Raw genomic sequence first — 20,100 nt, 5'->3', positions numbered from 1 at the left:
CCAAAAGGCAAACTACACTGACTTTTCTTATACTTTAATCCTTTAAATAAATTAATTTAACTTATTTAGGAAATACCATGTATTATAGTATATACCAATTAAGAACTAAGCAATTAACTAAACTTTTTATTAATATTATATATAATTCAAAAAATAAAAAAAATAGAAAACAAAGAGTACTCTTGTTTGAGCACTCTTAATTAAGATTAATATTGCATTAATGTAAGGACATCATGCCCTTTTAATTTAGAACGGCCATCTAGATAGGTTAATTCAACTAAAAACGCTAGTCCTACTACTACGCCTCCTAATTCCTCAACTAATTGAATAGTTGCATCCATTGTACCACCAGTAGCTAATAAATCATCTGTTATTAGTACACGTTGTCCAGGTTTAATGGCATCTTTATGCATTGTTAAAACATCCTTACCGTACTCTAAACCATAATCAACTCGGATAACCTCACGCGGTAATTTTCCTTCTTTTCGAACAGGGGCAAAGCCAATTTCGAGTGCGTACGCAACCGGACAACCCACAATAAAGCCGCGGGCTTCAGGGCCAACTATAAGATCAACGTCCTTTTCCTTTGCAAATTTTACAATTTCATCAACAGCACCCTTGTATGCTTTTCCATTACTCATTAATGGTGTGATGTCCTTAAATCTAATTCCTTCTTTTGGCCAATCCTCTACAATTGCAATATGTTCTTTAAAATCCATTAAAAAACTTCCTCCTCATGTTTACGCGAAAAACTGCTTATTCCATCGAACCAATCTTTTAATGATTGATAGGAAGAGTAAACAAGTTCATTTTCCATTTGTAGTAATTCCTGTTTAAGCTTATATGTTCTCGATTCTGTAAAGTCTCTTTTCTTAGGCTTTTCAATAAGTGAGATTACACTATTGTTTATTGTAACAAATTCTAATTCTAAAAACACCTTTGTCATAAAGTGAATAGTCTCCTTTGACCATCCTTTTTTCTTTGACAGGGCATCTGCATATTGCTTAACATTAAAGGTTTGTTGTTTTAGTAAAAAGCTATAAAACCATTTAAAATGATCTCTAGTTGGCAGTGTACTAAAAAAATGATCTTCATTGTGATCGAAAATAGCATAAATACGATCAGGCATTGCTTGAATAAACAACTGCTTTAAACGTTTTTTTTCATTTGGTAAATCCAATAACACTAAGTGATGATTTAAAACTTTTATACTTTTTATAGCTTCATCATCTACTAACAGTTTTATACGATCTTTCCTATCATTCAGATTTAACCTAGCAATGGTTTGCTCATGAAATGCTACAACTACAAGTTTTTCTTGATCCATTGTATCGAGTTGTTTCTTAATATCTTTATTTCCACGGCAATCAAACAACTGCCATGAATTAACAGCAGCATCCTTAATCATGAATTGTGGCTTTCTTAAGCCATTCCATTCATTAATACTAAGTTCCCCAATTACACTAACTTGTGACAATGGTGAAATTTCATCAGCTAAATGACCACAGCCGAAACCAATGCCATCAAGATGATGTCCATCTTCTTCAAATATTAATTTCAGATGATTCATCTGACTACCAATCTTACGCATTTGTTTTAAAGAGATGTCTTCTAAGCATACTAGCGGTTTGGGATTCCCAACACCAAATGGTGCTAGCAGACCCATTTCTTCAATCGTTGCCAAGCTAATCTCTGCTAACGAACAGTTTAATTCAACATGTGTTAACGGAATAAAATCTTCCTCTGTTAAAACTTCGTCAGCTAATTGATTTAAACGCGAGCGTAAATCTTCAACATCTTCAAGCTCTAGTGTCATTCCTGCAGCCATAGTATGCCCACCAAAATGAGGAAGAATGTCACGGCATTTAGACAAATTTTCAAAAAGGTCAAAACCTTCAATACTTCGGGCTGAACCTTTTGCTAAACCTTTTTCACGATCAATACTTAAAACAATCGTTGGGCGGTAATATTTCTCAACAAGCCTTGAGGCAACGATTCCAATTACGCCTGCGTTCCATCCTTCTTTAGCTAATACGAGAACCTTATTTTTCTCCGGCGGATAATTAACTTCCACATCAAGAATCGCTTCTTCAGTAATAGCAGAAACAATCTGTTGACGATCACGATTAATTGCATCAATTTCTTGTGCTATCATTTGAGCTTCTTCAGCAGAGCTAGTCATCAATAACTCTACAGCTGGATCCGCAGATTCTAGGCGACCAACCGCATTAATTCTAGGACCGATCGTAAAGCCTATCGTTTCTTCATTAATCTCTTTATCTTCCATACCTGAAATCGAAAGCAATGCCCTAATCCCAAGATTACTAGTATTTTGAAGTGCTTTTAATCCTAATTTTGAGATCAGACGATTCTCATCCTTTAGAGGGACTAAATCGGCAATTGTGCCAATTACTGCAAATTGAAGTAAGTGCGTCGGCAAACTTCCCAATAAGGCATGTGCAACCTTAAATGCAACTCCCACCCCAGCTAATTCTCCAAAAGGATAGTTTCCACCTGGTTTTCGAGGATGAATAATTGAATAAGCATCCGGAAGTTCTGGGGGTGGCTCGTGATGATCTGTAATAATAAGATCAAGCCCAATTTCTTTAGCCATTTTCGCTTCATTAACAGCAGAGATACCTGTATCAACAGTAATAATTAATGTGAAGCCCTCGCTTTTAGCCCAACGAAATGCATTTTCATTTGGTCCATATCCTTCAGTAAAGCGATTAGGAATATAGAAATCAGCATTTGCACCTTTTTCTCTAAGCGCTCGTAACATAACTGTTGTACTGGAAACACCATCTGCATCATAATCTCCGAAAACAAGGATTTTCTCCTCATTTTGAATAGCTGTTTCAATTCTTTTTATTGTTATATCCATTGAGTCCAACAAAAATGGATCATGAAATTCTTCTGCATTAACATTTAAAAATGAACGTGCTTCCGCAACCGTATCAATTTGACGATTTACTAGTAATCTAGCAACTAATGGTGAAATTCCTAACTCCTTTGAAAGAGCTTGTACCTTTTGATCATCATTTTGGATTATGTTCCAACGAGTTTTTGATTGTAACAAAAAAACCACTCCTTAACCTAATTATTATACTAAAGGCTAATATGAGTGGCAAATACAAAAGATATAGTTTATACCTTATATTTCCTTATTTGTTGTTGTTTCTTCTGATAGATTTTCTTTATTTAATCCAATTTCTTCGTTTATTTTTTCATGTTCTTTATCCTGGTTACTGGTTAACATTCCCTCAAGTTCTTCTACTCGCTTATTTAGAGTAAAATTTTCTTTCTGTGATGCTTTCAGCTGTCGACCTAACAAAAACAACCTAAATAACCCCACTGATCCGACGAAGATTCCCCCCGCAAGAGCAGATCCAATGATTACTATTATTAGCGGTAACTCTGTTGTTCCAAACACGTATTGAACTTTAACAGATTCAACATTTACTACTGCAAAAATGGCGATAATTAATGCGAACATTAACGCTAATAATAAATTCCACTGTATTCTCATGGTCCTCTCTCCTCTCCCCCTTAATCCTCTGAATAGGGATTGATATGCACCATTACGTCTTGAACGTTACTGACTTCCAGTAATTTTGCTTTTACTTTTTTTCCTACCAAATGGCCTTCTTCTACAGTCATAAACGGATCGACCGAGACCTTAATATCCACAATCACGTAATGGCCATGCTCTCGTGCAAGTAGCTCTGTTATTTTTTTTACCTCTGGGACAGAGTTAACTACTTCTCTTAATTCTATTGTCTCTTCTTCTGGTAAAACATGATCTAACGTAGTGTGTATAGATTCAGCACCTAATCTCCAAGCCATTTTTAAGATTAGTACAGCAACAAATAACCCTGCAAGAGGATCAGCGTACGTAAGCCATGAAATATCTAAACGCCCACCTAATAGGGCAAATCCAATTCCAATCAAAGCAGCAATAGATGAATATACATCGGAGCGATGTTCGTATGCATTTACAATAATAGCATCGCTTTTGATCTTTTTACCCAACCTAAATTTATATTGAAACATTATCTCTTTTGTTATGATTGAAATTAACGCTCCATATACCGCCAACATATTAGGGGGCTCAATCGGCTGAAAAAATGCTTCGACGGCAGACCTGCCTATTTCAATCCCAACGATAAAGAGCAATACCGCTACTATAATAGCTGCTATCGACTCGGCCTTACCATGGCCGTATGGATGATCTTCATCTGGGGGCTGTTTAGCTGCACGTAAGCCAACAAACACCGCAACAGAACCGAGTACATCTGAACCTGAATGAGCCGCATCAGCAATTAAGGCACGGCTATTACCTAAGACTCCTAGTACACCCTTCACTATGGCTAGTACTATATTACCTACCACTCCAACCATTGCAGCAAATTCGGCTTTCCTAAAACGTTCTTTCGTGTCCAATTTAATCACCTACATAATAGAAAAACTCGTAATCTGCCCAAGACGACAGGTTACGAAGTATTTTCTTGTACTTTTTAATCCCTTATGTATTATTCCCCAACAGAATCAATCAAATTAGAAAAACACGTATTTTGCCAAAACATATAAAGTATTGTTCCGTTATGCAAATATTGTTAAATAAAAAACTTGGTATTCGCCGAATCATAATTGCGAACAGCCAAGTTTTTTAAAATGTTTTTTTTAGTAAGTTCTAAACTTCAGGCTCTGGATTCACTTCAGCCACTTTGGTTTTCTGTTTACCTAGCGTCTTACTTTTCCAAACAAGCCATAGCTGTGCAGCAATAAATAATGATGAATATGCACCAGCAATTAAACCTACTAATAGTGCAAATGAGAAGTTACGAATGGCTTCACTTCCAAAAATATAAAGTGCACCAGCCGCAAAAATTACTGTTAGAACGGTGTTAATTGAGCGGGTAAAGGTTTGTATTAAACTTTTATTCACAATTTCCGCTAGATCGTCATACGTTTTAATACGCTTTTTTAACTTCATATTTTCACGAATTCGGTCAAACGTAACAATCGTATCATTGATCGAATAACCAACAATTGTTAAGACTGCTGCTATAAAAGTTAAGTCTACTTCAAGTCTAGTCAAGCTGAAGAACGCAATAATAAAGAATGCATCATGTAATAATGCGATAATCGCTGCAAGCGCGAAATAAATTTCAAATCGAATTGAAACATATAAAACAATTCCAACAGACGCGATCATTACCGCAATAAACGCATTGCGTGCTAATTCTTTACCTACCGTTGGAGAAACAGTTCCTATGCTAGGCTCTGAACCATATAACTCAGCAAAATGTGCTTTAACATTAGCTACTTCTTCCTTAGAAAACATACCGATAAAACGAGCCACTGCCATGTCGCTATTATCACCAGCAATGGTTATATCTTTTACTTCAAAATTTAAACTTTTAAATTCTTCCTCAATTGTTTCCTTTGTTAAAGGCTGATTTGCCATGATATCAACCCGAGTACCACTTGCAAAGTCAATGCCAAGATTTAATCCGCTAATTAATAATACAAGTAAACCAGTAATCGTTAGTATACCTGAGAGAATAAAGAATTTTTTACTATGTTTTACAAAATCTACTTTTGCAAACAGTCCATCAACATAGATCTCATCTTCGTTGACTTCACTAATATCACGAATTTCACTCGGCTTAACACCAAACCAGCTCACTTTTTTATTTAGAGTACGACTATTAATCCATAATCCTAATAATAAGCGTGAACCAAATACTGCTGTGATAAAGCTTAACAAAATACTGACAATAAGCATTGTAGCAAAACCTTTTACAGAGCTTGTACCAAAGTAAAACAATACACCTGCAGCTAGTATTGTGGTTAAGTTTGCATCTAAAATTGTAGCAAAAGAACGCCGATTTCCAGCACGAAAAGCTGACATTAGCGATTTACCGCTTTTTAGTTCATCTCTTATCCGTTCATTTGTAATAATATTGGCGTCAACTGCCATACCAACTCCTAGTATTAAGGCAGCTATACCTGGCAAGGTTAAAACCGCATTCATCCAATCAAATACTAAAAGGATCAGGTATATATAAATGCTTAGCGTTACAATCGCAATCGCACCTGGAAAACGATAATATATCAACATAAAGATGAAAATTAATGCTATCCCGATAATTCCCGCAAACACTGTTTGTTCTAGAGATTTTTCACCAAATTGGGCACCCACTGATGTTGAGAATATTTCTGTTAACTCAACAGGCAGTGAACCTGCATTTAGTAAGTCTGCTAGCTGTTTAGCTTCTTCAACAGTAAAGTTGCCAGAAATCATGACATTTTTCGTATTAAGGACCTCGTTCACAGTTGCCGCTGATAAATATTTTGGTTCTTCACCAGTTGCCATTTTTTGTGATTCATTTGCAAAAGAGTCTGAACCCTCCACAAAATCCAGCCAAATAACTAGATAATTATTCGGTGCCATATTTTTAATTTGCTCAGTAACTTGTCCAAATTGATCCGCATCTTTTAGCGTAAGCGTAACAATAGGTTGATTTTTATCATCAAATGATTGAGCTGCACCACCTTCTTGTAAATCAGCTCCGTCTAATAGTTTATTATCGAAAACATCTCTAAATGAAAGCTTTGCTTGAGTTGAAAGAAGCTCACGAGCCTTTTCCTCATCATCTACACCTGCAAGCTGAACTCGAATCCGGTCTTCTCCTTCGATTTGAATATTCGGTTCACTTACTCCTATAACATTAATACGTTTATTTAACGCACTTACCGTATTTAGTAATAAATCCCGATCTACCTCTTGATTTTCATTAATTGGTTTTACTTCATATAAAACTTCAAATCCACCTTGCAAATCAAGGCCTAGCTTTATATTACTCAAAATCCCATTGACGGTAAGTCCCATCGTACTTGCAAACAGCAGGACGATAAGAAAAAAAGCGACAATGCGTCCTCTTTTGACCATTAGAATTTCCTCCTTCTATTTGAAAAACGCCAAATTTTGCCTTTTATGGCAAATTTATTGATGCACCTAACGATATCAACATCTTATACATCATACATTATTTATCTTGTTAGTTTAAAAAATGGTAAGTGTATAAGTTTACCAATAGCTTTTGAAAAACAACACAACTATGGTTTATTCGATGTTCTTTTTCTGAGCAGGCGCAGGAGCAGACGTCAATGCTCCTAAGGTTCAACTACATTAAAAAACCACGGCTTTCGACCAATACGAATGCCGAGTTTTCATATACTATCAACTTGTTCCGATGATAGTAAGAAAACACCGGGATAAGCCCCGTTTAATAACAAATCACCTGAATATCAACATCATTAATAATAAGTAATAATAAGTACAGGCATTTTTTCAATATGTCCATTATAGAAAATTGTAGTATTATAGTCAATTTGTTGTAATGCACAGCTTTGGTTACTTAAAGTTTTCAAATTCACTAAAGAAATCCGGCGCTTGGTATGCTTTAACGGTTATATAACTCATATATGTACCTACTTTTAATGTTAGGATATCCTCCACTATTTCATGCAATGCTTTTACATTGTTCTTTTTCCATACTTTTTTATGTAAACAATCCCAAACCTCTTCCTCTGTAACACGATCATATCCTAATAGACGAAGCTCCTCCACTTTGCTCTCAATCGCCGGTTTCACCTGTTTCTTATAATATTCCACTGAATTTTTTATAATCATTTTCAGAATTTCCTCCTTTATTTCTGTTTCACCCGAAAACTTGTCATGCTTGACCTTAATACAAGCATATAAATAATTGTAGCGAATAGCTATACTTTTTTGAAGGCAGGGAACGTTATGTCTAAGTTTAAGCAAAGTTTTTTGCAAGGAACTTTAATACTAATTATAGCAGGATTAATTACCCGTTTCTTAGGATTCGTAAATCGAATTGTAGTTGCTCGGATCATGGGTGAAGAAGGCGTCGGTCTTTATATGATGGCCGTGCCAACATTAGTATTAACAATCACCTTAACCCAAATGGGATTGCCTGTCGCTATTTCCAAGCTCGTTGCGGAGGCAGACACGAATGGCGATCGAACCAAAATAAAAAAAATCCTTGTTGTTTCTTTATCTATTACTGGAGTATTAAGTATTATTTTTACAACAGGATTAATACTGTTTGCTCCATTTATCTCGAATACATTATTAACTGATTCAAGAGCCTATTACCCATTAATTGCAATTTCGCCAATTGTACCGATTGTAGCATTGTCATCTGTATTAAGAGGCTATTTTCAAGGCTTACAAAACATGCGCCCTGCTGCGTACTCACAAGTAATAGAACAAATTGTTCGAATTTGTTTAGTTGCTGTCATGACCAAAGCACTACTTCCATATGGAGTTGAATTTGCAGCTGCAGGAGCTATTGCTTCCGCTGTGCTTGGAGAGCTCGCATCACTCATTTATGTATTTGCAATGTTCAAAATGAAAAAACGAATTCGAATTAGAAAAAAGTTCTTCATACAAATTAAGTCAGGTAAACAAACATTAGGAGAACTATTAACAATTGCTTTACCAACAACAGGGAGCCGTTTAATCGGCTCACTCTCATATTTCTTTGAGCCTATCGTAGTTTCCCAAAGCTTAGCCATTGCGGGCGTTACAACTGTTATGGCCACCAAGCAATATGGAGAATTGACGGGTTATGTAATTCCCTTATTATTATTACCATCGTTTGTAACGACTTCATTATCAGTTTCCCTAGTTCCAGCGATAAGTGAAGCGGCTGCAAAAGGGAAAACGTTAGTGATCGAACACCGTCTACAACAAGCAATGCGTTTAGCGTTAGTCACTGGCGGACTTTCAGTTGTTGTACTTTATGTATTTGCTTCCCCTATTATGGAACTCATGTATAATTCTAGTAAATCAGCTGTCTTTGTACAATTAATGGCACCTTTTTTCATTTTTTCTTATTTCCAAGGGCCATTGCAAGCAACATTACAGGCCCTTAATTTAGCAAGAGCAGCTATGATTAATAGCTTAATTGGAGCGTTTGTAAAAATTACAGCAATATTTATTTTTGCATCCCGTCCTGAGCTTGGAATAATGGGTGTAGCATTAGCGATTATTCTCGGTATACTCTTAGTAACTCTACTACATTTTGCAACAGTAGTAAAAACAATTAGCTATACTTTTTATGTAAAAGACTATATTAAAAGTTTATTTACAATGATAATTTCCGGCTCTATTGGTGCGTTAGCATTTAAATATTTATTATTTAACTTACCGTTATCATATCGAACACTACTTGCCATTATCATAACAACAATTATTTACATTCTAATGCTGATATTATTAAAATTGGTTCATAAACGAGAAATCAGTCGAATTCCTATTATAGGACCAAAACTAGCAGCACTTATTCCTGGTTCAACTACCATAAAATAAATTTTTCCTAAACTATAAAATAACACCTCTTAATTGGTACTTTCTTAACCAAAAGAGGTGTTTTTGAATTATTATTCGTTTTTTAAATTAACAAACAGCGTACCGTCATCATTCATAGAACAATACATAATTTTTTTAACATCCTTATATCCAAGTTTTCTTAGCTCTTGACGCAACCATAAGTTTGTTTTATTCATTCGTTGTAGCTGATCTTCCTGAATAATTCCATCTTTTATTAAAGGAAGTGGTACGTTATAAACATGGTTTATTGTATTGTATTTACTTTTTTCAAAGACAGATAATTTACCTGAGGGTTCTAAGATTGCAAATTCTACATCGGCTACACTTCTAATATCTTTTTCTCTTAGTTGAACGAGGAGATCATCCATATTATATCTTTGCTTCTTCATTTCCTGTTTATCGATTTCACCTTGATCAATGAGAATTGATGGTTTTCCATCAATCACATCCCGAAATTTCTCACTTTTTAATGAGATGAATGCCAACAATATTTGAATGGAACATAAAATTGTCATTGGAATAATTGTTAATACTAGCGGTTTAGAAGGGTCTTCGATAGCTATTGCAGCCATCTCGGCTATCATCATAAACACAACAAGATCTAATAAACTTAATTCCCCTATCTCTCTTTTACCCATTATTCTAAAAATGAGGATAATTAGCATATAGAGAAATAACGTTCGCAAAACAATTGTAAGAACTTCCATGTTGGTCCTCGCTCCTTGTATGCGCATGTAAGTTTAGTTTTAACCAATAGTTCATCTAACATGAAACGAAGGTTTTTCCAATTTTTAATTCTAAATGCAGATGGTACGGAATAAGTTACTAGTAAGGGTTCGTACAACCTCTTAAGACTGTATAAAGGGGGCTCAATATGTCAACAAAGAATTCATTTATGGCCATGCTGTACGGAGTTATCACAATATTTATCATTGTCCTATCAACCAGTATTATGTTATCACTGCTGTTACGTTTTACATCAATTCAAGAAACTGCGTTGACTTGGCCAATTATGGCATTATCATTTTTAGCCTTGTTTATTGGTGGTTTCGTTTCTGGGGGAAAAGGCAAACAGAAGGGCTGGCTAATTGGTGCAGGAACAGGTTTATTATTTTCTCTTTTAGTCTTTTTAGTTCAGTTTTTAGGATACCAAGCAAGCTTCTCAATTCAGCAATTATTATATCATAGCAGTTATATTCTAGTTGCTATCATCGGCGGTGTTCTTGGTGTAAATACTGCCGGTAGAAGAGCTTAATAGTCTCTACAAAGGGAAAAAACGGATATTTCAATATGAAATATCCGTTTTCTTTCTTAGTCTTTATTCAGTACTTCTCTTACTGCATTACGGTCATAAGTCAAACGAGAGCCATCGCCGCATTTGATTACAATCTTGTCCTCATCAAGAGAATCAATGATTCCGTGTAAACCACCAATCGTTACAATCTTGTCATTTTTTTGCAAATTAGACTGCATCGTTTGAACTGCTCTTTGCTTTTTTTGCTGTGGACGAATAAGCAAGAAATAAAAAATTGCAAACATCGCCACTAACGGTAATACCTGATAAATTACATCCATAGTAATCCTCCTTTATAGCTTGTCTATGTATTTTTTAAACATATTCTAAAACCATCGAAAATATTCCATTTTGATGATAAATGCCTACTAAAGACAGTTATAAGTTCGGGAAACAAAGTAGTTCTATACAGTATAAAAACGACTTTTGTTATTAGAAGTTTTTGGCATCCGGACGATTAAATCCATAACGCTCAAAAAATTCTTCCCTAAAGTCTCCAAGACGGTCTTCTCGGATGGCTTGTCGAACCTGCTCCATTAATTTTAACAGAAAATATAAATTATGATAAGTAGTAAGTCTTATTCCAAACGTTTCGTCACATCTTATTAGATGACGAATATAGGCTCTGGTGTAATTTTTACATACTTTACAATCACAATTTGGGTCAAGCGGTGTAAAATCGCGGGCGTATTTTGCGTTACGAACTACAAGCCGTCCTTCACTTGTCATACACGTCCCGTTTCTAGCAATTCTAGTTGGCAATACACAGTCAAACATATCGACACCGCGGATTGCACCGTCAATCAAGGAATCTGGTGATCCTACTCCCATTAAATAACGCGGTTTATTGGTTGGCAACCATGGTGTCGTAAATTCTAGCACACGATTCATAACATCCTTTGGTTCACCAACAGAAAGTCCGCCAATTGCATAGCCAGGAAAATCCATTGAGATTAAGTCATTGGCACTTTGTTTTCTTAACTCTTCATATTCCCCACCTTGAACAATTCCAAACAAACCTTGTCTATCTGGATTTTGATGTGCTTGGAGACATCGTTCAGCCCATCGACTTGTACGCTCAACTGAATTTTTCATATAGTCGGGTTCAGCTGGATAAGGTGGGCATTCATCAAATGCCATCATAATATCTGAGCCCAGGGCATTTTGTATTTGCATAGCTTTTTCAGGAGAAAGAAATAATTTTTCTCCGCTCAAATGATTACGGAAATGAACACCCTCCTCCTTTATATCACGAAGTTTACTTAAGCTAAATACCTGAAAACCTCCAGAGTCCGTTAAAATAGATCCATTCCAATTCATAAAAGAGTGCAGACCTCCTGCCTCTTCTACAATATCCTCACCAGGTCGTAACCATAAATGATATGTATTGCTTAAAATAATGCCAGCGCCCATTTCAGCCAATTCATCTGGACTCATTGTCTTAACGGTTGCAAGTGTTCCCACTGGCATAAAAACAGGTGTTTCAAATGTACTATGTGGTGTGGTAACACGACCTAGTCTAGCCCCTGTTTGTTTACAAGTCTTTATTAATTCATAGCGAATTGCTGTCAATAGTAGTTCCCCTTTCAAATAATTAACATAGCATCCCCAAAACTAAAGAAACGGTATTTTTGATTAACAGCTTCTTCATATGCTTTAAGGATTTGTTCACGACCAGCTAAAGCACTTATTAGCATCATCAGAGTTGACTTAGGAAGATGAAAATTCGTTAACATTCCATCAATTGCCTTAAACTCATAGCCTGGATAAATAAAAATGTTCGTCCATCCAGATGTTTCTGCAAATTTTCCATTATACTCATTAGCTATAGTTTCTAAAGTTCTCGTGGAGGTTGTTCCAACTGAAACAATTTTTCCGTTTTTTTCTTTTACTTTGTTTAGAAGAGTAGCTGTCTCTTTTGTCATATGATAATACTCGCTGTGCATTTCATGTTCTTCAACTGAGTCTGCGCTAACTGGACGGAATGTACCTAAGCCTACATGAAGAGTAATAAATGTAACATGTACACCTTTTTCGCGAATCTCGTCTAGAAATTCTTCCGTAAAATGTAATCCAGCAGTTGGGGCTGCAGCTGAACCTCTTTCTCTCGCGAAAACAGTTTGATAGCGATCACGGTCGTCTAATTGTTCTTTTATGTATGGGGGTAGTGGCATTTCTCCAAGCGTTTCTAGTACTTCATAAAAAATACCATCATATTTAAATTCAAAATGGCGGCCTCCATGTTCACTTGTTTCCACGCACACTGCTTTTAATCGACCATCTCCAAAGCTAACAATTGTCCCTTCCTGTACTCGTTTTGCAGGTTTAACAAGTGTTTCCCAGCGGTCCCCTTCTAGCTGCTTTAATAACAGAACCTCAATTTTGGCACCTGTTTCTTCTTTAATACCAAATAGTCTAGCTGGTAACACTCGTGTATCATTTAAAACAAGTGCATCACCGGGACTTAAGTAATGAATAATATTTTTAAACTGCTCATGATTGTATACACCTGTTTTGCGATCTACAACCATTAATCTTGAAGCTGTTCGTTCCTCAAGTGGCGTTTGAGCGATTAATTCCTCTGGTAAGTCAAAATCAAATAAATCAACCTTCATATTTAACTCCTTCACTATAGTTATCGAAAGCGGCCAATAAAATAAAATACTAAAGATAGTACAATGCTAACTACGATGGAGGTTACAATGGGAAAGAAAAAGGTTACATTACCTTTTTTATATACTATATCTCCCGGTAAACGGCCTACAAACTGCCAAAGCAAACCCACAACGATTAAAACTATCCCGGCAATTATTAAAAGTTTACCCATCTTACTTTTTAGGCACCTCCAACTGAAAATGCTCATAGACCAATGGCGTCACAATTCTTCCTCTAGGTGTTCGTTGTAAGAATCCAATTTGCAGTAAGTATGGTTCATATACTTCCTCAATTGTATGTGATTCTTCCCCCACTGTTGCAGCGATTGTATCCAAACCAACAGGTCCACCCATAAATTTTTCAATAATACTTAACAATAGTTTATGATCAATATGGTCCAAACCAAGACGATCAACTTGAAGCATTTCCAATGAGTTCGAAGCCAATACTGCCGTAATTGTACCATTACCACGCACTTGTGCAAAATCGCGTACTCTTCTTAAGAGACGATTCGCAATCCTCGGGGTACCTCGTGATCGTCTAGCAATCTCGTCAGCCGCTAATGAATCAATTTCTAAGTTAAAAATTTCAGCTGTTCGATTGACAATATTTCTTAATTCCTCGACTTTATAATATTCTAAACGGCTTAATACGCCAAATCGGTCTCGTAGAGGTGCTGTCAGCGAACCAGCTCTTGTTGTTGCTCCCACTAAAGTAAACGGAGGTAAATCCAATCGAACGGACCGAGCTCCTGGACCCTTGCCAATAACAATATCAATACAGAAGTCTTCAAGTGCAGAATATAAAACTTCCTCCACACTTCTTTGTAAACGATGGATTTCGTCTATGAATAATACATCGCCTGGCTCTAACGAGGTCAGAATGGCAGCCAAATCTCCTGGCCGTTCAATTGCAGGGCCTGATGTCGTTCTCATTTGGACGCCCATTTCATTTGAAATAATCGCAGCAAGTGTGGTTTTACCTAACCCAGGTGGCCCATAAAGCAAAACATGATCCAGTGATTCCTGTCTCAATTTAGCTGCTTCAATAAAGATCTTCAAATTTTCTTTTACTTTTTCTTGACCAATATATTGATCTAAAAGTTTGGGCCTCAGACTTTGTTCAAACGAATCCTCATCCATTACATATTCACTTGAAACGATCCGTTCATCCATTGAAACTTCCTCCTTCCTACCTCAATAATAACTGCAATGCTTTCTTAATATATTGATCTGTTGAAAGCTGTTCTTCCTTTGTTAGAACAGGTTTAATTTTATTTATTTCTTTCTCAGCGTAACCTAGAACTTTTAATGCCTCAAATGCCTCTTCTAATTCAATGGCATGTTTAGTAGATGGTTCCATATGTTCCTCATGCGTAAATAGATTTGGCATTAAGTCTGGTAATACATCGTTTAGTTTCCCTTTTAAATCAAGGATAATTTGGCGAGCTGTTTTTTTACCAACACCCGGAAACTTAACTAAAAATTTTTCATCTTCATCCTCAATCGCCTGTACAACCTGACTCGGCTGGCCTGATGCAATGATTGCTAATGCACCCTTTGGGCCAATGCCAGAGACATTAAGCAGCTTTATAAACAACATTTTTTCCTCTCTTGTTTGAAAGCCATACAGTGCAATTAAATCTTCTCTAACATATTGATGTGTATAGATCCTGACATCTTTATTTAAGTCTTTCTGAAAAATATATGGATTTGGCGTAAATATTTGATAGCCTACACCAGATACATCAATAACAATATACTCTGGGCTGATATAATCAACATTACCATTAACAAATTCAATCAAAAGAATTCTCTCCCTAACTGCGAACGTGTATTTCTATTTACTTAACCATTTTATCATATTTTCTTTATACATATTACATATGAAGTAAGAAAAGGGCCAGACTTATTATTATAAGTAACTGACCCTTCGTTGTATATATACACTTAAATAGTAAGACAATTTATTGGGTCGAAAGACTTTTAAAGCTTTCGATTACTTCTTGATATCGATCCTTTGAGACTACAGGTATACCTTGCTTTAATTCCTCCTGTTGGCGACTTTCTAATTTACTAACATCAATTTGGAAAAACGATTGGATTACTTCCTCAGAACCTGGTTTTCCTTTATATATTGTGAGGATACCTTCTTGTGAGATTCCAAAATAACCATCAGCCTTGAGAAGAGGTGATATATCATTTACATTTCGTTTAAAGACCATTTCCCCTTCACTTTGATCAACAAGCTGCCAATCTTCATACTGTGCCCAGAAATCCTCCATGGACCAAATTGTTTCCTGAACCGTTTCCTCGCTCACCGCTCCATCCAAATAATATCGTTTTAATATAATATTTACGGTAAGAGGTCCGGTTACCTCCATCGCCTCATTCTGCAATACTGTATTATTCTGATCTAATTCCCCTTCATTTTTTTCAGCAGCGGTTGGAAAAATTACGAGCGCAACTGAAATCCCGCCTACCAATAATGAGCCTATAATAAATTTAATTACATTGGCCTTTTGAAATAAAGGAGTCATGATCTCGTCACCTCATTTTTAATTAAAAGTTTATGCAAATATTAGGCAAAATAACTTCAATTATGCCACCATTAGTATTCTCTCCAGCAAATAGTATTTTTATCCAAAGAGTTTTGTTTCTTTCTTAGAATAGAAAAAGTTATTCATGGATTAAAGAGTTTATTGTGTACAGTACTCTTCTGACACATCCATCCATGATAATTCTGCATACATTCATCAAATTTAGGCCAAAACAATACAAAAAAAAACATGATGGGCGCTCCCATCATGTTTTAATACAGAGTTATTTGTCAATAAGCATATCAGACAAATCAGTATCTACATTTCGGTTGTTGTTGGTTCCATTATTAAGAGAACGAACTCGTTCTACAATACCTTCATCCGTTACAACTCTGACTTTCCGTCCATTTGACATCCCTTCAGCAATACGACGAACTTCACGCTCAACATTGGTATCATTATTATCGTTTGTATCGATTGCTACTAATACGGTTCTTCCATCAATAACGGTAGCTACATCCTTCACATTCCTAACATGCTCAATACGGTCTGCAATGTGCTGAGCAATAACATGATCATGTAGGGTGTTATAGGAGCTTGTTGGCATTCCGTTTATCGTTGTATTATACTGCCCATGGAAATTCGTATCATTATGTCCGTACGTTCCCCTTTGTGAAACAGCTTCCCCATCTTCCATACTATCTCCCATGCGGTGTCCAACGTTCAAGGCATCAACCTGGTCAAACATTTCTTGATCATTAAAGCCACGATCATTTATATTTGTAAAGGCCCCATCCCGGTCATTATTTGCATATCCTACCTGCGTCACAGGACTATCATTATCCATAATATCCTGTGCGTTATCATTCACACCACATCCAACTAATCCACCTAAAACCATTGCTGCTGAAATGGAAGCAACAAATTTATTCATTTTAAAAGCCCCCTTGCACAACAGTGGATTTTGAGTATTTTTGCATACTCATTACTATGTTGGCATCCGGAGACCTATTTTACACAATAATATATTGGTAATAATTCCGTTAAAAAAGCCGTTCAGTATACATTCGTTTATGCTGTGTTTTAAATATTATTTTCAACACACCATTCAAAGAAAATTTACTCACAAACAAGAATTTGCCTTGAAAATCTTCCTTTTGTTACCTCGCATCGATCTACAATTTGAAACCCTGCTGAATGAATGATACTGTCAATTTCCTCGATTGTGATGATGACCATTTTATTTGAAAATCGGCGAGCACTTTTTATCATTTCAAGTTGATCTTCATGAGTGATAACAGAGCAAAGATTATATGGCATATCAATGATTGCTACATCATATTGCCCTGTTACATCTCGAACATCCATTAACCTAACTTTTCCATTTAAACCAAAAAAACTAATATTTTCGCGTGCACCTTTCATTACAAGTGGGTTATTATCACTGCCAACAATATTTATCCCCATCGATAAGGCCTCGACTAGAACTGTCCCAATACCACAGCATGGATCAATGGCCTGTATTCCATGTGGGTCAGGAATAGCAATATTTACAATAGCTCTTGCAACACGCGTACTTAGTGCAGTTGAATATTGGTGTGGCTTTTTTTGATGCAAATACCATATGCTTTTACTTTCAACATAAGATCCGAATACCCACTCCCCGTCTACCATTATAATTGCATATAAAATCTCGGGATTATAGAGATCGGCTAAACCAGGAATTACTTTACCAATGTTACGTTCGATGCTCCGCCTTTCTTCATAGGCGATGTTTCTTTCACTATGCTTAAATACCTTCACTTTATAAGGAGCCTTTACTATCGGCATATTTTTTAGTTTTTCAATTAAATATTCTATCGTTTCACCTTTATAGATGATTTCAATTCTTTCTTTTATAAATGGACTTCTGCTTGGATCTATTTTTAATGGGCTCTGGATTATATTTTTTTCAGTATCTACTCCAAAGAGCCTTCGTCTTTCTAATTGACATAACGAGCGTTCTTCCTCATGACAAACATATGTATATATATAATTAGTTTGATCTAGACTTAAATGATTCCCCAACTTATCCAACTCCTTTTACTTTACAATCATATACGATAGTTGTTTCACTCACCATAGTGTTTCCTTTCCCAGTCTGAATTAGCGTTTGGGGCTTCGACTCCTTGCTTTTACATTTATTTGTACGAATCCGCGATAAATCGGACTCTACTTAGTTTTACTATGCTTTTTCGTATACAAAGTAAATTAAAGCCAAAAAGACCAAATCATTGGCGATTTGGTCTCTTTAAATATGTGTTTGGACAACAACTGTAAGTTATTGTTGTTTGTTTACATATTACCAGTCTGCATTTTCATCTTCGTCATCATCATCGTCATCTCTAAAAGGAGTGTATCCTTGGTTAGGAAATTGCGATGTTGGGTATAGTCCAAAAGGTGCAGAAGTTTGTGGATACGGTGTACCTGTTGACATGTCAAATCCAGGTGGTATTGCTCCATATCCAGCTGGTGCGCCGCCATATCCTGCTGGTGCGCCGCCATATCCCGCTGGTGCGCCGCCATATCCTGCTGGTGCGCCGCCATATCCTGCTGGTACGCCGCCATATCCTGCTGGCATTCCTCCGTATCCCGCTGGCGCTCCTCCATATCCTGCTGGTGCACCGCCGTATCCCGCTGGCGCTCCTCCATATCCTGCTGGTGCACCGCCATATCCCGCTGGCGCTCCTCCATATCCTGTTGGTGCACCGCCATATCCCGCTGGCGCTCCTCCATATCCTGTTGGTGCACCGCCATATCCTACTGGTGCGCCGCCATATCCTACTGGTGCGCCGCCGTATCCCGTTGGTGCACTGTCATATCCCGCTGGTGCGCCGCCATATCCTACTGGTGCACCGCCATATCCTACTGGTGCGCCGCCATATCCCGCTGGTGCACCGCCATATCCTACTGGACCGCCATATCCCGCTGGCGCTCCTCCATATGGCATTTGTGGTAGCATAGAACCAGCTGGTACAGGTGGTGCTCCACAACCACAATCACCACCGGCTACAGACATATTAACTGGACCTAATCCAGGATAATTTTGAAGATATTCTTCATCCATATCGTCATCATATGCAGCTGGACTCACAGCTGTTGGACTAGGAAATTGCGGATATGGAGTATAAGGCATGGCTGGAGCAGCTCCTTGCATTACATCCTCATCTACTGCTTCTGGTATTTCGGTGTCCACCCCTTGCACCGCTGGCATAGGCTGCTGCATTGGATACCCTGTTTGCATTGGTGCATAACCAGGGTATGGTGCAGGTACAAATGGTTGTTGATATGGAGCAGGTACTGGGTGGTATCCAAACGGTAATCCACTTCCTGGCAATAGGCCTGTAACTGGATAACATGGCATCATTGGCATTGCAGGCTGAGCTGGCATAACAGGTGCTGCTACTGGTGGAAGTTCCTCCTCTGATGGGACTTCGGTTTCTACCCCCGCTACAGCAGTGGGCGGTGTTTCTTCAACTGGCTGTGCAGGTACAGTTGGAAAAGTTGGAATATTAAATGTATAGTTATACATTTGCTGCTCTAAATGGATGTCATTAGAGTCGACAATCGGAACTTGTGGCGGCATTTTTAACGACTTTGACAACTTGGAAAAATCGGGCATTTTTGGTAACTTGGATTGTGGTGGTTCTGGCATTTCTACTGCCGGAGACACTACCTGTGGCTGTTCTTTTGGAACTGCCGGTGCTACAACCTTTGGTTGTTCTTTAGGAACATCTACTGCAGGAGATACTACCTTTGGCTGCTCTTTCTTTGGCATCTCTTTCGGTTTCTCTTTTTTATGAACGGGTACACTTCCTGTAGGAACTTTAATTTTCATTCCAGGCATAATCATATCGGGATTACTTAACTGAGAATTAACTTGCTTTAGTTCTTGAAAATCAACACCATACTTCTGTGCGATTTTCCAAAGCGTATCCCCTTTTTGAACAATATGGATTTTCACGGTTGCTTCTACCTCCTCAGAAAATTCTTTACCATTATATGGCTATGTGGGCAAAATGCTACCTTTATTCTTTCGTAACAACTTATGCTTTTTAAAATCAAAATATGAAAACAACTCGGCACTGTTCTTGTAAAAATTTCAAATCCTTCTATATATGTATATTAAAAAAAGCAAACTCA

The 20,100-nt window shown here is 37.1% G+C and carries 19 protein-coding genes; 2 read left to right on the top strand and 17 right to left on the bottom strand.

The genetic code is table 11. The features are described from left to right. Positions 1–206: 206 nt before the first annotated feature. The 6 genes from C1724_RS04045 to C1724_RS04020 form a co-directional block, all read right to left on the bottom strand. The gene (locus tag C1724_RS04045) at positions 207–719 is read right to left on the bottom strand and encodes an adenine phosphoribosyltransferase (RefSeq protein ID WP_102345445.1); all 513 of its coding nucleotides are present in this window, start codon (positions 717–719) and stop codon (positions 207–209) included. Then, positions 719–3,079: a single-stranded-DNA-specific exonuclease RecJ gene (recJ, locus tag C1724_RS04040; protein ID WP_102345444.1), complete on the bottom strand. Its 2,361-nt coding sequence runs from the start codon at positions 3,077–3,079 to the stop codon at positions 719–721. Before recJ ends, C1724_RS04045 begins: the two co-directional genes overlap by 1 nt. A 75-nt stretch (positions 3,080–3,154) precedes the next feature. Then, a complete protein-coding gene (locus C1724_RS04035; RefSeq protein ID WP_102345443.1) occupies positions 3,155–3,529 on the bottom strand; it encodes a LapA family protein in 375 nt (124 codons plus the stop codon). A gap of 20 nt (positions 3,530–3,549) precedes the next feature. Further along, positions 3,550–4,443, bottom strand: coding sequence for a cation diffusion facilitator family transporter (locus C1724_RS04030; RefSeq protein ID WP_102345442.1), 894 nt, complete (start codon positions 4,441–4,443; stop codon positions 3,550–3,552). A 250-nt stretch (positions 4,444–4,693) separates the two neighbouring features. Next, a complete protein-coding gene (secDF, locus tag C1724_RS04025; RefSeq protein WP_102345441.1) occupies positions 4,694–6,958 on the bottom strand; it encodes a protein translocase subunit SecDF in 2,265 nt (754 codons plus the stop codon). 465 nt (positions 6,959–7,423) lie between these two features. Then, positions 7,424–7,702 (bottom strand): post-transcriptional regulator, encoded by a 279-nt coding sequence (locus tag C1724_RS04020; protein ID WP_102345440.1) that lies wholly within the window; start codon positions 7,700–7,702, stop codon positions 7,424–7,426. A 117-nt stretch (positions 7,703–7,819) separates the two neighbouring features. Here C1724_RS04020 and spoVB point away from each other — a divergent pair, with 117 nt between their 5' ends. Next, positions 7,820–9,409 carry a stage V sporulation protein B gene (gene spoVB, locus C1724_RS04015; protein WP_102345439.1) on the top strand — a complete coding sequence of 530 codons (1,590 nt, stop codon included), beginning with the start codon at positions 7,820–7,822 and terminating at the stop codon, positions 9,407–9,409. Between the two features lie 71 nt (positions 9,410–9,480). Here spoVB and C1724_RS04010 read toward each other — a convergent pair whose 3' ends face one another. Next, the gene (locus C1724_RS04010; protein ID WP_102345438.1) at positions 9,481–10,137 is read right to left on the bottom strand and encodes a DUF421 domain-containing protein; all 657 of its coding nucleotides are present in this window, start codon (positions 10,135–10,137) and stop codon (positions 9,481–9,483) included. Positions 10,138–10,304: 167 nt separating this feature from the next. Here C1724_RS04010 and C1724_RS04005 point away from each other — a divergent pair, with 167 nt between their 5' ends. Further along, complete coding sequence (locus tag C1724_RS04005) at positions 10,305–10,685, top strand: TIGR04086 family membrane protein (protein ID WP_102345437.1); 381 nt, start codon at positions 10,305–10,307, stop codon at positions 10,683–10,685. A 56-nt stretch (positions 10,686–10,741) separates the two neighbouring features. Here the strand turns inward: C1724_RS04005 and yajC are convergent, their stop codons facing one another. The 10 genes from yajC to safA all read right to left on the bottom strand — a co-directional run bounded on the left by yajC (position 10,742) and on the right by safA (position 19,921). Continuing rightward, positions 10,742–11,005, bottom strand: a complete 264-nt coding sequence (gene yajC / locus C1724_RS04000; RefSeq protein WP_102345436.1) for a preprotein translocase subunit YajC — start codon at positions 11,003–11,005, stop codon at positions 10,742–10,744. A gap of 151 nt (positions 11,006–11,156) precedes the next feature. After that, positions 11,157–12,296 (bottom strand): tRNA guanosine(34) transglycosylase Tgt, encoded by a 1,140-nt coding sequence (gene tgt / locus C1724_RS03995; RefSeq protein WP_102345435.1) that lies wholly within the window; start codon positions 12,294–12,296, stop codon positions 11,157–11,159. Between the two features lie 14 nt (positions 12,297–12,310). Continuing rightward, positions 12,311–13,339 carry a tRNA preQ1(34) S-adenosylmethionine ribosyltransferase-isomerase QueA gene (gene queA, locus C1724_RS03990; protein ID WP_102345434.1) on the bottom strand — a complete coding sequence of 343 codons (1,029 nt, stop codon included), beginning with the start codon at positions 13,337–13,339 and terminating at the stop codon, positions 12,311–12,313. A gap of 20 nt (positions 13,340–13,359) precedes the next feature. Further along, positions 13,360–13,551 (bottom strand): DUF2905 domain-containing protein, encoded by a 192-nt coding sequence (locus tag C1724_RS03985; protein WP_102345433.1) that lies wholly within the window; start codon positions 13,549–13,551, stop codon positions 13,360–13,362. Position 13,552: 1 nt separating this feature from the next. Beyond that, on the bottom strand, positions 13,553–14,554 hold the full coding sequence (gene ruvB / locus C1724_RS03980) for a Holliday junction branch migration DNA helicase RuvB (RefSeq protein WP_102345432.1): 1,002 nt from the start codon (positions 14,552–14,554) through the stop codon (positions 13,553–13,555). A gap of 16 nt (positions 14,555–14,570) precedes the next feature. Further along, the gene (gene ruvA, locus C1724_RS03975; protein WP_102345431.1) at positions 14,571–15,185 is read right to left on the bottom strand and encodes a Holliday junction branch migration protein RuvA; all 615 of its coding nucleotides are present in this window, start codon (positions 15,183–15,185) and stop codon (positions 14,571–14,573) included. Between the two features lie 160 nt (positions 15,186–15,345). Further along, a complete protein-coding gene (locus tag C1724_RS03970; RefSeq protein ID WP_102345430.1) occupies positions 15,346–15,918 on the bottom strand; it encodes an intercompartmental signaling factor BofC in 573 nt (190 codons plus the stop codon). Positions 15,919–16,201: 283 nt separating this feature from the next. Then, entirely contained in the window at positions 16,202–16,852 is a 651-nt protein-coding gene (locus tag C1724_RS03965; protein ID WP_102345429.1) for a YhcN/YlaJ family sporulation lipoprotein, read from the bottom strand. Positions 16,853–17,037: 185 nt separating this feature from the next. Then, positions 17,038–17,985, bottom strand: coding sequence for a TRM11 family SAM-dependent methyltransferase (locus C1724_RS03960; RefSeq protein WP_102345428.1), 948 nt, complete (start codon positions 17,983–17,985; stop codon positions 17,038–17,040). A 274-nt stretch (positions 17,986–18,259) separates the two neighbouring features. Beyond that, positions 18,260–19,921, bottom strand: coding sequence for a SafA/ExsA family spore coat assembly protein (safA, locus tag C1724_RS25425; protein ID WP_180994113.1), 1,662 nt, complete (start codon positions 19,919–19,921; stop codon positions 18,260–18,262). Positions 19,922–20,100: the final 179 nt, after the last annotated feature.

Origin of the sequence: Bacillus sp. Marseille-P3661, from assembly GCF_900240995.1 — a bacterium.
Classification (GTDB): Bacteria; Bacillota; Bacilli; order Bacillales; family Bacillaceae_J; genus OESV01.
The sequence above is the reverse complement of the archived record's forward strand: the minus strand, read 5'-3'. Positions and strand labels throughout refer to the sequence as shown.

Excerpts from the sequence above, each read along its gene's own strand:
- C1724_RS03965 (WP_102345429.1), bottom strand. The coding sequence starts at position 16,852 with ATGAATAAATTTGTTGCTTCCATTTCAGCAGCAATGGTTTTAGGTGGA.
- secDF (WP_102345441.1), bottom strand. The coding sequence starts at position 6,958 with ATGGTCAAAAGAGGACGCATTGTCGCTTTTTTTCTTATCGTCCTGCTG.
- C1724_RS04010 (WP_102345438.1), bottom strand. The coding sequence starts at position 10,137 with ATGGAAGTTCTTACAATTGTTTTGCGAACGTTATTTCTCTATATGCTA.
- ruvB (WP_102345432.1), bottom strand. The coding sequence starts at position 14,554 with ATGGATGAACGGATCGTTTCAAGTGAATATGTAATGGATGAGGATTCG.
- yajC (WP_102345436.1), bottom strand. The coding sequence starts at position 11,005 with ATGGATGTAATTTATCAGGTATTACCGTTAGTGGCGATGTTTGCAATT.
- C1724_RS03970 (WP_102345430.1), bottom strand. The coding sequence starts at position 15,918 with ATGACTCCTTTATTTCAAAAGGCCAATGTAATTAAATTTATTATAGGC.
- C1724_RS04035 (WP_102345443.1), bottom strand. The coding sequence starts at position 3,529 with ATGAGAATACAGTGGAATTTATTATTAGCGTTAATGTTCGCATTAATT.
- queA (WP_102345434.1), bottom strand. The coding sequence starts at position 13,339 with ATGAAGGTTGATTTATTTGATTTTGACTTACCAGAGGAATTAATCGCT.
- C1724_RS03985 (WP_102345433.1), bottom strand. The coding sequence starts at position 13,551 with ATGGGTAAACTTTTAATAATTGCCGGGATAGTTTTAATCGTTGTGGGT.
- C1724_RS04020 (WP_102345440.1), bottom strand. The coding sequence starts at position 7,702 with ATGATTATAAAAAATTCAGTGGAATATTATAAGAAACAGGTGAAACCG.
- C1724_RS04045 (WP_102345445.1), bottom strand. The coding sequence starts at position 719 with ATGGATTTTAAAGAACATATTGCAATTGTAGAGGATTGGCCAAAAGAA.
- spoVB (WP_102345439.1), top strand. The coding sequence starts at position 7,820 with ATGTCTAAGTTTAAGCAAAGTTTTTTGCAAGGAACTTTAATACTAATT.
- C1724_RS04005 (WP_102345437.1), top strand. The coding sequence starts at position 10,305 with ATGTCAACAAAGAATTCATTTATGGCCATGCTGTACGGAGTTATCACA.